Source organism: Oceanicaulis sp. UBA6590 (assembly GCF_002433705.1).
In the GTDB taxonomy this organism is placed as follows: Bacteria; Pseudomonadota; Alphaproteobacteria; order Caulobacterales; family Maricaulaceae; genus Oceanicaulis.
On record NZ_DJIQ01000062.1, the window covers coordinates 41,234 to 55,419 of the forward strand.

General features: G+C 64.1%; 12 protein-coding genes. 4 read left to right on the plus strand and 8 right to left on the minus strand.

Translation table 11 applies throughout. The features are described from left to right. Window positions 1-103: 103 nt before the first annotated feature. From recA to fliQ, 5 genes are all read right to left on the minus strand, one after another. A complete protein-coding gene (gene recA, locus B2Z70_RS12435) occupies window positions 104-1,186 on the minus strand; it encodes a recombinase RecA (protein ID WP_009801358.1) in 1,083 nt (360 codons plus the stop codon). A 132-nt stretch (window positions 1,187-1,318) separates the two neighbouring features. Beyond that, window positions 1,319-3,922 (minus strand): ATP-binding protein, encoded by a 2,604-nt coding sequence (locus tag B2Z70_RS12440; RefSeq protein ID WP_292983643.1) that lies wholly within the window; start codon window positions 3,920-3,922, stop codon window positions 1,319-1,321. 139 nt (window positions 3,923-4,061) lie between these two features. Continuing rightward, a complete protein-coding gene (gene flhB / locus B2Z70_RS12445) occupies window positions 4,062-5,138 on the minus strand; it encodes a flagellar biosynthesis protein FlhB (protein ID WP_009801360.1) in 1,077 nt (358 codons plus the stop codon). A 10-nt stretch (window positions 5,139-5,148) separates the two neighbouring features. Then, window positions 5,149-5,907, minus strand: a complete 759-nt coding sequence (fliR, locus tag B2Z70_RS12450) for a flagellar biosynthetic protein FliR (RefSeq protein ID WP_009801361.1) — start codon at window positions 5,905-5,907, stop codon at window positions 5,149-5,151. Between the two features lie 5 nt (window positions 5,908-5,912). Then, on the minus strand, window positions 5,913-6,176 hold the full coding sequence (fliQ, locus tag B2Z70_RS12455) for a flagellar biosynthesis protein FliQ (protein WP_009801362.1): 264 nt from the start codon (window positions 6,174-6,176) through the stop codon (window positions 5,913-5,915). A 204-nt stretch (window positions 6,177-6,380) separates the two neighbouring features. Between fliQ and B2Z70_RS12460 the strand changes: the two genes are divergently transcribed. Together B2Z70_RS12460 and B2Z70_RS12465 are read left to right on the plus strand one after the other, a co-directional pair. Next, on the plus strand, window positions 6,381-8,249 hold the full coding sequence (locus B2Z70_RS12460) for a DUF885 domain-containing protein (RefSeq protein ID WP_292983644.1): 1,869 nt from the start codon (window positions 6,381-6,383) through the stop codon (window positions 8,247-8,249). Between the two features lie 221 nt (window positions 8,250-8,470). Continuing rightward, on the plus strand, window positions 8,471-11,569 hold the full coding sequence (locus B2Z70_RS12465) for a TonB-dependent receptor plug domain-containing protein (protein WP_292983645.1): 3,099 nt from the start codon (window positions 8,471-8,473) through the stop codon (window positions 11,567-11,569). Window positions 11,570-11,667: 98 nt separating this feature from the next. Here B2Z70_RS12465 and fliE read toward each other — a convergent pair whose 3' ends face one another. Genes fliE through B2Z70_RS12480 form a run of 3 tightly spaced genes read right to left on the minus strand, consistent with a single transcriptional unit; the run spans window position 11,668 to window position 12,883 of the window. Further along, on the minus strand, window positions 11,668-11,982 hold the full coding sequence (gene fliE, locus B2Z70_RS12470) for a flagellar hook-basal body complex protein FliE (RefSeq protein ID WP_292983647.1): 315 nt from the start codon (window positions 11,980-11,982) through the stop codon (window positions 11,668-11,670). Between the two features lie 37 nt (window positions 11,983-12,019). After that, window positions 12,020-12,436 (minus strand): flagellar basal body rod protein FlgC, encoded by a 417-nt coding sequence (gene flgC, locus B2Z70_RS12475; protein ID WP_009801366.1) that lies wholly within the window; start codon window positions 12,434-12,436, stop codon window positions 12,020-12,022. Between the two features lie 30 nt (window positions 12,437-12,466). Beyond that, window positions 12,467-12,883, minus strand: coding sequence for a flagellar basal body protein (locus tag B2Z70_RS12480; RefSeq protein WP_292983649.1), 417 nt, complete (start codon window positions 12,881-12,883; stop codon window positions 12,467-12,469). 116 nt (window positions 12,884-12,999) lie between these two features. On the opposite strand from B2Z70_RS12480, the gene B2Z70_RS12485 reads away from it, so the two are divergent. Both B2Z70_RS12485 and fliP read left to right on the plus strand, forming a co-directional pair. Next, complete coding sequence (locus B2Z70_RS12485) at window positions 13,000-13,410, plus strand: flagellar biosynthetic protein FliO (protein WP_050752850.1); 411 nt, start codon at window positions 13,000-13,002, stop codon at window positions 13,408-13,410. Then, complete coding sequence (gene fliP, locus B2Z70_RS12490; RefSeq protein ID WP_009801369.1) at window positions 13,407-14,183, plus strand: flagellar type III secretion system pore protein FliP; 777 nt, start codon at window positions 13,407-13,409, stop codon at window positions 14,181-14,183. Before B2Z70_RS12485 ends, fliP begins: the two co-directional genes overlap by 4 nt. Window positions 14,184-14,186: the final 3 nt, after the last annotated feature.

Below are 14,186 nucleotides of genomic sequence, written 5' to 3' on the forward strand. Positions count from 1 at the left end.
GTGTCGGTTCTCCCCCATATACGAACGGGCGCCCGGTCAAGCCAAGCGCCCGTTGTATATTCATCACCGAAATCAGGGGTGATGCGGCAGTTTCAACGCAGCCCTAGCCGGTGGCTTCGTCGTCCAGATCATCATCCTCGCCCGGACCGACCAGCAATTCGTCAGCGATCAGGCCGGCATTCTTGCGCACTTGCGCCTCGATCCGGTCGGCGATCTCGGGATTGTCGAGCAGGAACTGGCGCGCATTCTCCCGACCCTGACCGATGCGCTCGGAGTCGTGGGAATACCAGGAGCCGGATTTCTCGATGATATTGCCCTTCACCCCGAGATCGAGCAGTTCGCCGGTCTTGGAGATGCCTTCGCCATAGAGAATGTCGAACTCGACCTCGCGGAAGGGCGGCGCGACCTTGTTCTTCACGACCTTGACGCGGGTCTGGTTGCCGATCACCTCGTCGCGGTTCTTGATCGCGCCGATACGGCGAATGTCGAGACGAACAGAGGAGTAGAATTTCAGCGCATTACCGCCGGTCGTGGTTTCGGGCGAACCGAACATCACGCCGATCTTCATGCGGATCTGGTTGATGAAGATCACCAGGCATTTGGACTTGGAGATCGAAGCGGTCAGCTTGCGCAGCGCCTGGCTCATCAGGCGGGCCTGAAGACCGGGCAGAGAATCGCCCATATCGCCTTCCAGCTCCGCCCGCGGGGTCAGCGCCGCCACGGAGTCGATCACCAGCACGTCAATGGCGCCGGAGCGCACCAGCGTGTCGGCGATCTCGAGCGCCTGTTCGCCGGCGTCCGGCTGGGAGACCAGAAGCTCGCTCACATCCACGCCCAGCTTGCGGGCATAGACCGGGTCCAGCGCATGCTCGGCGTCCACGAAGGCCGCCGTGCCGCCGCTTTTCTGGCATTCCGCCACGGTGTGCAAAGCGAGCGTGGTCTTGCCCGAGCTTTCCGGGCCGTAGATCTCCACGATCCGGCCCTTGGGCAGACCGCCCACGCCCAGCGCGATATCCAGGCCCAGGGAGCCGGTGGAAATCGCCTGAATATCCTGGTCCGGCTTGGCGCCCAGCTTCATCACCGAGCCCTTGCCGAAGGCGCGATCGATTTGAGTCAGGGCCGCTTCAAGCGCTTTTTGTTTATCCATGTCGCCGTCTTTCACCACGCGCAGATTTGACTGTGCCATCAGGTCGGCCCTCCTTATTTCACGCCCGACCGAGTCGGGCAATGAAGCCAACCGTACTTATTTTGTTCCGGGAACGCAACAGGAACATATTCCGCGGTGGAACACCCGCTTCCGCCCAGCACAATCAGCGTCTTAGGCCCGCTGGCGCGCCGCGAGCTCTTCCTTCACGCGCTCGGCGAGCTGCTGGATGTCGAACGGCTTGGGCAGGAAGGAAATCTCGAGATCGTCCGACAGCGTGTCGGAAAACTCTTCCTTGGCGTAGCCGGAAATGAAGACGATTCGCGCATTGCCCAGGAGATGCCGCGCCTCCTTCAGAAGGCCCGGACCATCCAGCCCCGGCATCACCACGTCGGAAATCAGAAGATCAAAGCTCTCGGGCTCTTCCTTGAGGATTTCCAGCGCTTCCTCGCCATCACAGGCCTCGACGACCTCATAGCCCCGCCGCACCAGCGTCTTGGCGGCGATGGCGCGCACGGCGTCCTCGTCCTCCACGAACAGGATGCGCCCCTTGCCGGCGAGATCGGACGGCACGGGTTCGGCGGTCTTGGCCGCTTCCTCGCGCGCCAGCTCGGTCTGCTCTTCCTCGCTCGGCACATGGCCGGGCAGATAGATGTGGAAGGTCGTCCCCTTGCCAACCTCGGAGTCCACGAACAGGAAGCCGCCTGATTGCTTGACCACCCCATAGACGGTCGCCAGCCCCAGCCCTGTGCCCTGCCCGGCTTCCTTGGTGGTGAAGAACGGTTCGAAGATCTTCTTCAGTGTCGCCTCATCCATGCCGGCGCCGGTATCGGACACATGGATCGCGGCCCAGTCGCCATCCTTGGGGTTCGGCGCCCCGGCGCGGGCCACATCCTCGGCGGAGACCGCTGCGGTGGTGATGGTCAGCACGCCGCCGCCCTGGGACTTCATGGCGTCGCGGGCATTGGTGGCGAGATTGACGAGCACATTATCGATCTGGTTGCGATCCGCGCGCACCAGCGGCAGGTCGCGACCATGCTTGATATCGAGCCGCACGGTCTCTTCCAGGATCTGGCCCAGCATGATCGAGCAGTCCGACAACACATCTGAAATATCGAACACGGTGTTGCGGAAGGTCTGCTTGCGCGAGAACGCCAGAAGCTTGCGCACCAGCCCTGCCTGACGGGTGACGGTGGAGTTGATCTGCTGCAAGTCCTGATAGGACGGATCGCCCACCGGGTGCCGGTTCAGGAGCTCGCCGACATTCAGGCGGATCGCGGTGAGCATGTTGTTGAAATCATGCGCCACGCCGCTGGCGAGCTGGCCCACCGCCTGCATCTTGCCGGCCTGGGCGACCTGTTGCTCGAGCGCCTTCCAGGACGAGATATCGACGACATAGGCGACCCGCTTGCCTTCACGCGACGGCGACAGGAAGACCTGCACCGCGCGCTCGCCATCCTCGCCCGCCTTCAGGCGCACTTCGCTGGGCTCGCCGCGGCCCGCGAGCGCGGAGGCGAGCACATTGTCGATCCGGCCATCCCCGCCGATTTCGAACAGGGATTCAAAGGTCGCGCCGGGCACCGCCGCGCCGCCCGAGAGCTTGAGAAGCGCCGGATTGGCGTCCTCGATCACCGCCACGGCGGGATCGGCGTCATCCAGTCGCGCCACGCCGAACGGCGCAGTGGCGAACATTTCATCAAAGGACCCGCCCGCAAGCGAGGTTCCGACCGGAGAGGCTTCCTGCACGGCGTGGGGAACCGCCACGCCCGGAGGCGCACCTGTGGCGGAAAGCTCATAAACCACCGCGCGCGCCTTGGCGGGGCGGTCGTCATTCCAACTGACGCAGATGACCACAGGGCTTTCCTCGCCATCGAAATGCCTGAGCCGCGCATCCAGGCGCGTCACCCCGTCGGCGCCGCGCGATTGGGCAAAGGCGGAGGCGGTGTCGCCCGACGTGATGTCCTGCAGCTTCAGCACGGCTTCCTCGCTGACGCCGAGCCAGCGACGCAAGGTGGCGTTCGCCGCGAGGATCCGGCCTTCAGCGTCCGCGCTGAACAGACCGGCCGGCGCATGATCGGCCCAGTCGGGGGTATCCTCGGCCTCAAGCGGCCCCTCGTCGCGCAGCTCGGAAAAGCGCCAGAGCACGCCGCCATCCTCCAGCACGGAGACATCGGCGGCATAGACCACGCTCTCTCCGCCCCCCAGCGGAATGCGTCCAACCACTTCACGCGCCCGTTCGCCTGCACTCGCAGCCCGATTGAGACGATAGACGGCCCCCGCCCCGGCGCCGCTGAACAGGCGTTCGGGCGCGGCCGGCGTCTTGTCGGCGCCGACTCCCGCCAGCGCCTCGGCCAGCTTCACATAGGCGGCGTTCGCCCAGGCGACCCGCCCCTGGGGGTCGGTAATCAGCACGGGGTCCGGCCAGACCGCCATGGCGTGCGCCGCCTGGCCGCCCGCAGCGCGTTTGCGTTCCGTCGGTTCGATCAGGGACCGGCCCGCCGTCTCGCCCGCCGCCAGCGCATACATCAGCAAGAGCGCCACCGATGCGATGCCGGACAGCAGGATCACGCCATTCCATCCCGCTCCGGCGCCTGCAAAGATCGCGACCGCCGCCGCAATCAGCGCGCCCAGGCTCGCGGTCCAGAAGATCAGCCGGGTCAGCGGTCGGGTCAGAGGGCTCTCGGCGGGGGCGGACTCGGTCTCCCGCCCGATCTCGGCGGAGGGCGAGGCCTCCGAAGCGGACGGGGCGCGTTGAGCGGAAAGCGGGAGGTCTGACATGACAGGCTCCGAAGGGTTCAGGCCGGGGTTGGCGCGGTGGCGAGTCCACGATTCGAACGCGCATCATCACAGGTTAAAGTTAACCATACTTCAGCGTCAGGGTCCGCAAACGCCCGTCGCGCGCATTCGAGCGCTGCGGTCAGGATTTGGGTCCCTTGCCCGCCAGCATCAGAACATACCCGATAATCTTCGCCACCGCAGTGAAGTGTTCGGGCGGGATGACTTCCTCCAGCTCGACGCTGGCGAACAGGCCGCGCGCCAGAGGCGGATCCTCGACAATGGGTATGTCGTGCTCTTCCGCCAGCGCCCGGATGCGCAGCGCCACCTCGTCCGTCCCCTTCGCGACGCAGATCGGGGCGGGCGTCCGGCCCTGCTCATATTCAAGCGCCACGGCGTAGTGGGTCGGGTTCGTGATCACCACGGCCGCGTCCGGCACCCGCGCCATCATCCGGCGCTGCGCCCGCTCCTGCCGGATCTGGCGCAGCTTGGCGCGGATCATCGGATCACCCTCGGTGTCCTTCATCTCGTCGCGGATTTCCTTCCGGCTCATCTTGTGCCGGTCGATGTACTGCTTGCGCTGGAACAGGAAATCGAGGACGGCGATGGCGGTGTAGGCGATCAGGGCCGCGATCATCAGCTGGATGGCGGCGGAATAGACCTCTTGCAGAATGCCGATCGGCGCCACGCCCGGCAGCACCGCGAGCTCGTTGCGCCGGGGCCAGAGCACGGCGGCGATGGCGAGACCGACAATGGTCATCTTGCCGACGCCCTTGAAGAAATTCATCCAGCCCTCGGGCCCGAACATGCGGGTCAGCCCCTTGATCGGATCGAGCTTGTCGAGCTTGGGCGCGATCTTCTTGGGGGTGAACATCACGCCGGTCTGCACCAGATTTCCGAAGATCGCCGCGACCAGAAGGGTGGCGAAGGCCAGTCCCACCACCAGCACCAGACGCATGGCGGTCGCCGCCGCCAGCGTCACCGCCCCGGTCGGGTCCACCGCCAGCTCGTGGGGCTGGGCCAGAAACACCAGAAGCATTTCGGCCAGATTGGTCACCATCCCGGGCGCCAGGAAGGCCAGCATGGCCAGGCCCGCGGTCAGGGTGAACCAGCCCGATACTTCCTGGGATTTGGGAACATCGCCTTCTTCCCGCGCCTGTCGCAGCTTGCGGTCTGTCGGTTCTTCGGTCTTTTCTGACTTGTCCTCGCCTTCGGCCATCGCGCCCGCCTCAGTTCAGCGTCGAGGCGAACCGCTCGTAGCGATCCGTCCACAGCATCACCATGGCGCCCAGCGACATGGCCATGATGGAAAAGCCGATCAGGATGTTGAGCGGCATGGCGATGAAGAAGATCTGCGCCTGCGGCATCAGACGCGAGAGCACGCCCAGCCCCAGATAGAAGACCAGACCAAAGACGATCAGCGGGCTGGCGATCTGGACCCCGATGACGAAGGCGTCGATGAAAAGCTCCAGCGCCCAGTAGGCGGCGTCGCCCCACATGGGCGGCTGCCCCGCCGGCATCAGCTCATAGGAGCCCGCCGCCGCCAGCAGCATCTCCTGGTGCAGCGGCGTCACCAGAACGATGACGATGAAGATGAGGTTCAGGAACTGGGCGGGCAGCACGCCGGCCTGCCCCTGTGCGGGGTCAAACGATTGCGCCATGGCGAGGCCGGTCTGATAGCCGATGATCTGACCGGCAATCGCGCCCGCCGTCAGAAGGATGCGCGAGGCCGCGCCGATCATCACGCCGATCAGGGTTTCCAGGCCGACCGTGATGGCGACCCCGGCGAGCGTATCCGGCGGCGCGGGAAGCGACGGCGCGACGATCGGACCGATGACGAAGGAAAAGGCCAGGGCGAAGGCCAGACGCAGGCGCACGGGAATCGAGGTTTCGCCAATGCCCGGCATCAGCATCAGGATGCCGCCCATGCGGGCGAACACCATGGCGGCGGCGAAGATGGTCAGGGAGAGGTCAAAACCGGCCAGCATGGCCGTCAGCCTGCGACGATTCGGTCGGCGATGGTTTGCATGAAGCCGTTCAGGAGCGCGCCCATCATGGGCAGGAAGATCAGCAGCGCCAGAAAGATGACGATGATCTTCGGCACGAAGACCAGCGTCATTTCCTGCACTTGCGTCAGCGCCTGGAACAGGGCGATCAGAACGCCCACCGCCAGCCCGATCAGCATGACGGGGGCCGCCATGCCCAGCATGACCCAGATGGCTTCTGCGCCGATATCAAGGACTTCGCCCGCGGTCATCCTGCGATTCCTTCTGATGCGCGCCCACTTGTGGGACCTTCATGCACGGATTCTATGAAAAAGCGCAAAGGCGGAACGCGCCGCGCCGCGTTGGCGCTTGCCGGTTAAAGTATTTGTCATGTTCGCTCTCATTGGCGCGCGCACCGCAAAGGTGCAGCATGACGCCAACCACGCGGTCCGGGGGCCGCCCAAGGGGAGACCATGATGATCAAGCTTCTTCTTTGCAGTGCGGCCTCAGCCGCGCTCATGACCGCCGCAGGCCACGCACATGACGGCGCGCACATGGCCGCGAACGCCGCCAGCGTCAGCAGCGCCGCCGCGCAGGCCGAACAGACCGAAACCGAGCGTCTCTACGCCTACTTCCAGCAAGTCTTCATGGACGAGGTGGCCCGCTCGCCCGAAACCCAGACCTATCTGGGCATGATTGAGGACACCGAAGCATACGGCCGCTGGGACGATCGCTCGGACTCCGCCCAGATCGAGAATTACGAACGCGGCCAGCGCCAGACCGAGGAGATGCAGGCCCGCTTTGACCGCGAGGCGCTCACCGACGCCGGCAAGGTGTCCTATGATTTCGCCATCCAGCTGTCGGAAAACGATGCGCGCCAGTTCGCTGTCCGCGACAGCCGCTATGTCTTCTCCCCGATGGGGGATTCGGTCTCGGAACTGACGACCTTCCTGATCAACAATCACCGGGTCGGCTCCCAAGCCCATGCCGAAGCCTATGTGTCTCGCCTGGAAGGCATTGGCGAAGTCATAGACACGCTCACCTCTCAGGCCGAGGCGCGCGCCGCCAACGGCGTCACCCTGCCGCTCTTCGCCTATCCGCGTCTGACGGCGTCCGCCCGGTCCCAGCTCACCGGCGCGCCGTTCGAGGAAGGCGCCGAGGACAGCGCGCTGTTCGCCGACTTCAAGAGCAAGGTCGACGCGCTGGAGATCGATGACGCCGCCAAGGCGGATTTGATCATGCGCGCCGAGGACGCTCTTCTGAACGTCTATGTTCCCGCCATGGAACGGTATCTGGCCGCGCTGGATCGCATGGAAGCGATCTCGGATGATCGCGCCGGGGTCTGGAAGCTGCCCAACGGCGAAGCCGCCTACGCCGCCTCCCTGGCGCAGTTCACCACCATTCCGGACATGACCGCGGAGCAGATCCACGAACGCGGCCTCGCCGAAGTGGAGCGCATCCATGGCGAGATGCGCGAGATCATGGCCGAAGTGGGCTTTGAAGGCTCGGTGCAGGACTTCTTCGCCTATATGCGCACCGCAGAGCAGTTCCAGCTGCCCAACACGCCGGAAGGCCGCCAGGAATATCTCGATCGCGCCACGGCGGTGATCGACCATGTGATGGAGGTCGCCCCCGCCTATTTCGACACCCTGCCGGAAGCGCCGCTGGAAGTGCGTGCGGTGGAAGCCTGGCGTGAAGCGACCGCAACCGGCGCTTTCTACAACCAGCCGGCGCTCGATGGTTCCCGTCCCGGCTATTACTATGTCAACCTGTCGCAAATGCAGGACAATCCGACCTATCTGCTGGAAAGCCTCTCCCTGCATGAAGGCGCGCCGGGCCACCATTTCCAGATCGCCCTGACCCAGGAACTCGAGGATGTGCCGATGTTCCAGCGCTTTGCCTGGAACTCCGCCTATGGCGAGGGCTGGGCGCTCTACACCGAATGGCTGGGCAAGGAGATGGGCTTTTACGAGGATCCGTATTCGGACTTCGGTCGCCTGTCGTATGAGGTGTTCCGCGCGGCGCGCCTGGTGGTGGATACCGGCATTCACCACTATCAGTGGACGCGTGAGCAAGCCATTGACTACATGCTGGAAAGCACCCCAATGACGGAAGGTGACATCACGCCGGAAGTCGAGCGTTACATCGTCTGGCCCGGCCAGGCGGTATCGTACAAGACCGGCATGATGTTCATCCAGGACCTCCTGTTCCACGCTCAGGAAGAACTCGGCGATGAGTTCACCTGGGGCGGCTTCCACGATGCGGTTCTGACCGCCGGGCCGCTCCCGCTTCCCATGCTGGAAGAGCGAGTGAACGCCTGGATCGCGACGGTGAAAGCGGGCTAGCCCCCTCAAACCAGCCTGCTTTCGCACAGAAGCCCCGCAAGGACTGCAGCCTTGCGGGGTTTTTCATGCCCGGTTGTCGCGCAATGGCGCCCCATCATGAGGCGCCCCGAATACCCCCATACGTTCGGACAATTTTGGCCTTGCCGACCCTTCCCTAACCTGTCCAAAGTTTCACTTTGGCCTGAAGTTTAACGAAACCGGGCCCAAATGGGGAAAGACTTATGACTGAATTTACCAAGAGCCGAGGCCTTCGGGCCCTCGCCCTGGCCGGGGCTTCCTTGAGTGCGCTCATCGCAGCGCCAGCCTTTGCGCAATCTGCGGAAGACGAGACTGCAGATGAGGCCCAATCCCGTGACACCATTGTGATTACGGGTTCGCGCATCCAGAGCGATGGCACCCTGGAGGCGCCGAGCCCGGTTGTCGCTGTCGGGGGCGACGATATCCGGACGTCTGGCCAGATCGACATTACCGCCTTGCTGCGCGAATCACCCCAGCTGCAGGCTTCGCTGCCGGGCACCTTCTCCGCCTTCAACGGCACGCCGCTGGGCGCCTCGCTGCTCAACCTGCGCAATCTGGGCACCACGCGGACGCTGGTCATCGAGAATGGTCGCCGCCATGTGGCCGGCATTGAAGGCACGTCCTCGGTGGATGTGAACACCATCTCCACCGCGCTTCTGAGCCGTGTTGAGGTGCTGACGGGCGGCGCTTCGGCCGTCTATGGCGCCGACGCCGTGACCGGGGTCGTGAACTTCATCATGCGTGACGGCGCCTCGTTTGACGGCATGGAAGTCCGCACCCAGGCCGGCATTTCGAGCGAAAGCGACGCGGAAGAGTACTTCATCTCGCTGGCCAACGGTTTCGAAAGCGCGGACGGCCGCGCCGACATCGTGTTTGCGGCGGAATATCAATCCACCGAATCCATCGAGGCGGGGGATCGCGACTTTGGCGGCACCGGCCTCTTCTCGCTGGTGCCCAACGGCCCTGCGACCGGCATTGATCCGCGCTTCTCCAATGTCTGGCTGCCCAATTACCGCCTGCCGATCTCGAGCCATTACGGCATCATCGCCCTGGGCGATGGCGGCGCCAGCGCCTTTGTCGAAGCGGTCTCCAGCGGCGGCGTGCCCGGCTGTGACACCCTCGGCCTCGCCGGCATCCCGACCTGCCAGATCGTTGACGAGACCGGCACGCTGCGTCCGTACAATCCGGGCGATATCTTCATCGACGGCTTCAACGCAAGCGGCGGCGACGGCGTCTTCGCCGAGCCCGATGACGAGCTTCTGCTGCCCCAGACCGACCGCTTCCTGTTCCAGACCGCATTCAGCTATGAGCTGACCGAGAATGTCGAGTTCTTCGCGGACGCCAAATACGTGTTCACGGAAACGATCGAGAGCAATCAGGTCAACGGCTTCAACGACGATATTCCGATCTCCGAGGACAACCCCTTCATTCCGGCCGCCCTGCGCGCCCAGCTCGCCACCCTGCGGGCGGAAGGCATTGACCCGGTGATCGCGATTTCCCGCGATGTTCTGGACACCACCACCCGCTCCAACCCTGTGGCGGAGCGCAAGACCATGCGCGGCGTGGCCGGGTTCCGCGGCTTCATCCCGCAGCTCGGGTTTGATTGGGAAATGTCCTACACCTACGGTCGGACCGATGCGGACATCACCTCGCGTCTGCGTCTTGAAGACCGTTACTTCGCCGCCATTGACGCAGTGATCGATCCGTCGACCGGCGACATCGTCTGTCGTTCCGACATCGATCCCACGGCGAACGTGCCGCCGTCCTCGCCCTATCCTGCGCAGAACGCCGGCTTCCAGATCACGACCTTCACGCCGGGCGACGGCCAGTGCGTGCCGATCAACATCATGGGCGCGAACTCGATCAGCCAGGAAGCGGCGGACTTCATCTTCCAGCCCGCAACCGCGCAGAACGAGATCGAACAACGTGACTTCCTGGCCACCCTGTCGGGCACGTCCGAGCAGTTCTTCTCCCTGCCCGCCGGCCCGATCGGCTTCGCAATGGGCTATGAGTACCGCAAGGAAGAAAGCGCCTTCACGCCGGACGCCTACAGCGCGGCAGGCCTGACGTTCGGCACCATCAACTCCAATGGCGGTCCGACCAATGCGTCTTCGGGCCTCATCGAAGTGTCCGAATTCTTCGGCGAGCTTCAGGTTCCGATCATCTCCGATGTCCCGTTCATCCAGGACTTCGAGCTGAACGGCGCCTATCGCTATTCCGACTATGACACCTTTGGCGAGACCGACACCTGGTCGGTCGGCGCACGCTGGACGATCATCGACTCACTGACTGTCCGGTCGACCCTGTCCCGCGCCGTCCGGATTCCGAACATCACCGAGGCCTTCTCGCCGAACTTCACGGTGTCGCTGGGCGCCAGCAACGACCCCTGCAACCCGCAGTTCATCGATGCAGGCAGCCAGTTCCGCCGGGCAAACTGTGAGGCGCTGATCGGCATTCCGATCGACACCTACAATTCCACCGATTACGTCTCCGCGCGTATTCCGGGCCAGAGCGGCGGCAACCCGGACCTCGAGCCGGAAGAAGCCGACAGCTTCACCCTGGGCGCGATCTGGCGTCCGGTGGAGGATTTCGGCGGCCTGTTTGACGGTCTGACGGTCACGGTCGACTACTACAAGATCGAGATCGACGGGCTGATCGACCAGCTCGGCGCGTTCGACATCGCCCAGAACTGCGTGGACGCTCCCACGATCAACAACCAGTTCTGCGCCGCGATCGACCGTGATCCGACCATCGGCTTCATCACCGGCTTCCGTTCGGGCTTCGTGAACCTTGCGGCGGTTGAGACCAGCGGCATTGACTGGCGCATCGAGTATGCGTTCGACATGCCCTCGATCCTCGGCCTTGAGGACGCCGGCGAACTGCGCCTGTCCTCGCTGGGCACCAACTTCCTCTCCAATGAGGAAACCCGCGATGTGTCCGCGCCGGATGAAATCACCGACGTGCTGACGACGATGAGCCGTCCGGAATGGATCTTCAATCTCAACGCCACCTGGGCGATCGGCGATCTGTCGCTGGGCTGGAAGGGTCGTTACGAATCCGAACAGCTGCTGGGCGGCATCGAGCTCGATGACCTCGAGAGCGATCCGAACTTCGCCAACATCACCCATGCCGACGGCGCCTGGGTGCATGATTTCTCGATCTCCTACTTCCTCAAGGACGAGCTGGAGATCTATGGCGGCATCAACAACGCCTTTGATGAAGAACCCTATCTGGGTCAGTACTCGCGTCCCGCCGGGCCGCGTGGCCGCTTCTTCTACGCTGGCGTGAACGCCACCTTCTAGGCGGCGCTGCATCCAAAAAGAGACCCCCGGAGCCTGGCTCCGGGGGTTTTCTTTTGCACACGCTGCCGGGAAAGTCCGGCTGGCTCCGCCAGACGCCTCTAGATCGGCATGCGCAGGATTTCCTGGTAGGCGCGGATCACCTGGTCGCGGACAGCGACCACGCTCTCCAGCTGCACCTCGGCGGCGGCGACTGCGGTCACGACGTCCACAAGCTCCGCCTGGCCGGTGGCGGCCTGCGCCGTCAGGGTTTCAGACTGCTGCAGCGTCTGCTGAACAGATTCCACCGCATTCATGACCATATCGCCGAAATCGCCGCCCTGGGCTTCATTGACGGGATTGGTCTGGGATGTGGGTTGTACGCCGGCAGCCTGTTGAGCGGCGGCGGTATAGGCGCGGATGGCGGCGAGATCCATGGGTCAGCCCCTTTCTAGAGCCCGAATGACCGGAAACTTATCGGCGCAGCAGGTCGAGCGTGCGCTCGAGCATGCGACGGGTGCCCTCCACCATGGTCAGATTCGCCTCGTAGGACCGCTGTGCATCGCGCATGTCCATCAGCTCCACGAGCGAGGAGACATTGGGGTATTTCACATAGCCCTCGCCGTCCGCCGCCGGATGGCCCGGCTCGTAGACCATGCGGAAATCGGACTCATCAAGCGCCACATCATTCATGCGCACCAGCTCGGTTCCGACCTGACGGTCGAACTCGGATTCAAACACCGGGATCTGACGCTGATAGGGGTTTTCCTCGGGCGTGCGCGCGGTGGATTCCGCGTTCGCCACGTTCTCGGCGATGACCCGCATGCGCGAGGATTGCGCGCGCAGGCCGGCCGCAGAGATCTGCAGGGTTTCAGAGACGCGATCAACCATAGCCGTTTGCCTTTCTGGCGTTGCTTAGGATCACTGACCCGGCGAGCGGCTCGCCATGCGGATCATGTTCAGGCTTTTCTGATAGAGGCTCAGCGCCGTCTCGAACCGCATCCGGTTCTCGTTGGCGTCCACCATCTGCTCCTCGATGACGACCGAGTTGCCGTTGACGGTGGTTTCACTGTCCGGCGCGCGTTCGGTGCGGAACTGCGCCGACCCGCCGCCCGTCTCACCGCCATAGTGCTGGGCGTGCGTGGTGCGCAGACCGACGGCGCCCTGCCCCTGCTGTCCGGCGAGCACCCGCTCGAATTCACTGCGAGGAATGTCGTTCGGCGTGTATCCGGGCGTGTTGGCGTTGGCCACGTTTTCAGCAATCACGCGCTGACGGGCGCCATGATAGCCCATCGTGTCGCGCAGCATGGCCAAGAGCGGTATGTCATCCGGGCGCATTGGCGCCTCCGCCAGAGTTAACTTTGCATTCATCACCTTGCGCTGCGCCGGTTAAGGAGAGCTTAACTCCCCCGCCGACTCCCGTTAGGGCTTGTAGGCTCAGGAGACGCGCCTGCGTGTCCGGACCTCGCGAACAGGACGAAGCGACTTTGGACCAGCTTGATATCATTCGCTATTTCGCCGCCCTGATCCTCGTCTTGGGACTTCTAGGCGGATTCGCGGTGCTCGCCAGACGCGCGGGCTGGACCGGCGCGCTGCCAGCCCTGGATCGCTGGTCGCCGCAGGCGCGCAAGCGACGCCTGTCCGTCACCGAGACGCTGATCCTGGATCCGCGGCGCAAGGTGGTGATCGTCAGGGTCGACGACACCGAGCATGTGCTGCTGCTGGGCGGGGAGCGCGAACAGGTGCTCGAACGCGGCCCCGCTCCTGCAGAGCCTGTGTTCGAACCCGTGGCGCCTGATCATGATGAAGCAGAGGACGACGACACTCAGATCGCCTCCGTGACACGGCTGGGAGGCGGGCAATGATCCGCCTGCGCTGGCTGCAGATCGGAAGCGCTGTCCTGATCGGCCTTCTGGCGCTTCTGCTCGCGCCGGACGCGCACGCCGCCGCCACCGGGCCGGGCCTGTCGATCTCGCTGGGCGGCAATGACACCGCCCTGACCGAGCGCGTGCTGCAGATGATCGCGCTGCTGACCGTGCTCAGCCTGGCGCCCTCCATCCTTATCATGACCACGAGCTTTATCCGGATCGTGGTCGTACTCTCCCTGCTCAGGACCGCGATGGGCCTGCAGCAGAGCCCGCCCAATGCGGTGCTGATCTCGCTGTCGCTGTTCCTGACCGCCTTCATCATGGCGCCGGTGTTCACCCAGGCCTATCAGGATGGCGTGGAGCCGCTCCTGTCGGGCCAGCTGAGCAATCAGGAAGCCTTCAGCGCCGCGGCGCAACCGGTGAAGACCTTCATGCTGGCCCATACCCGGGAAGAGGATCTGGGCCTGTTCCTGAACATTTCCGGAGAAGAGCCCGAGACGGCGCAGGACACCCCGGTGCATGTGGTGGCGCCCGCCTTCATGATCTCTGAATTGCGGCGCGCCTTCGAGATCGGCTTCCTGCTATTCATCCCCTTCCTGATCATTGACCTCGTCGTGGCGAGCATTCTGATGTCGATGGGGATGATGATGCTGCCGCCCGTGATCATCTCGTTGCCGTTCAAGCTCATCTTCTTCGTGCTTGTGGACGGGTGGTCGCTCGTGATCGGCTCGCTGGTGCAAAGCTTCGAGCGAATGCCTCCGCCCGGCTAGGTT

Coding starts and splice junctions, on each gene's coding strand:
- recA (WP_009801358.1), bottom strand. CDS start 1,186: ATGGCACAGTCAAATCTGCGCGTGGTGAAAGACGGCGACATGGATAAA.
- B2Z70_RS12440 (WP_292983643.1), bottom strand. CDS start 3,922: ATGTCAGACCTCCCGCTTTCCGCTCAACGCGCCCCGTCCGCTTCGGAG.
- flhB (WP_009801360.1), bottom strand. CDS start 5,138: ATGGCCGAAGGCGAGGACAAGTCAGAAAAGACCGAAGAACCGACAGAC.
- fliR (WP_009801361.1), bottom strand. CDS start 5,907: ATGCTGGCCGGTTTTGACCTCTCCCTGACCATCTTCGCCGCCGCCATG.
- fliQ (WP_009801362.1), bottom strand. CDS start 6,176: ATGACCGCGGGCGAAGTCCTTGATATCGGCGCAGAAGCCATCTGGGTC.
- B2Z70_RS12460 (WP_292983644.1), top strand. CDS start 6,381: ATGATCAAGCTTCTTCTTTGCAGTGCGGCCTCAGCCGCGCTCATGACC.
- B2Z70_RS12465 (WP_292983645.1), top strand. CDS start 8,471: ATGACTGAATTTACCAAGAGCCGAGGCCTTCGGGCCCTCGCCCTGGCC.
- fliE (WP_292983647.1), bottom strand. CDS start 11,982: ATGGATCTCGCCGCCATCCGCGCCTATACCGCCGCCGCTCAACAGGCT.
- flgC (WP_009801366.1), bottom strand. CDS start 12,436: ATGGTTGATCGCGTCTCTGAAACCCTGCAGATCTCTGCGGCCGGCCTG.
- B2Z70_RS12480 (WP_292983649.1), bottom strand. CDS start 12,883: ATGCGCCCGGATGACATACCGCTCTTGGCCATGCTGCGCGACACGATG.
- fliP (WP_009801369.1), top strand. CDS start 13,407: ATGATCCGCCTGCGCTGGCTGCAGATCGGAAGCGCTGTCCTGATCGGC.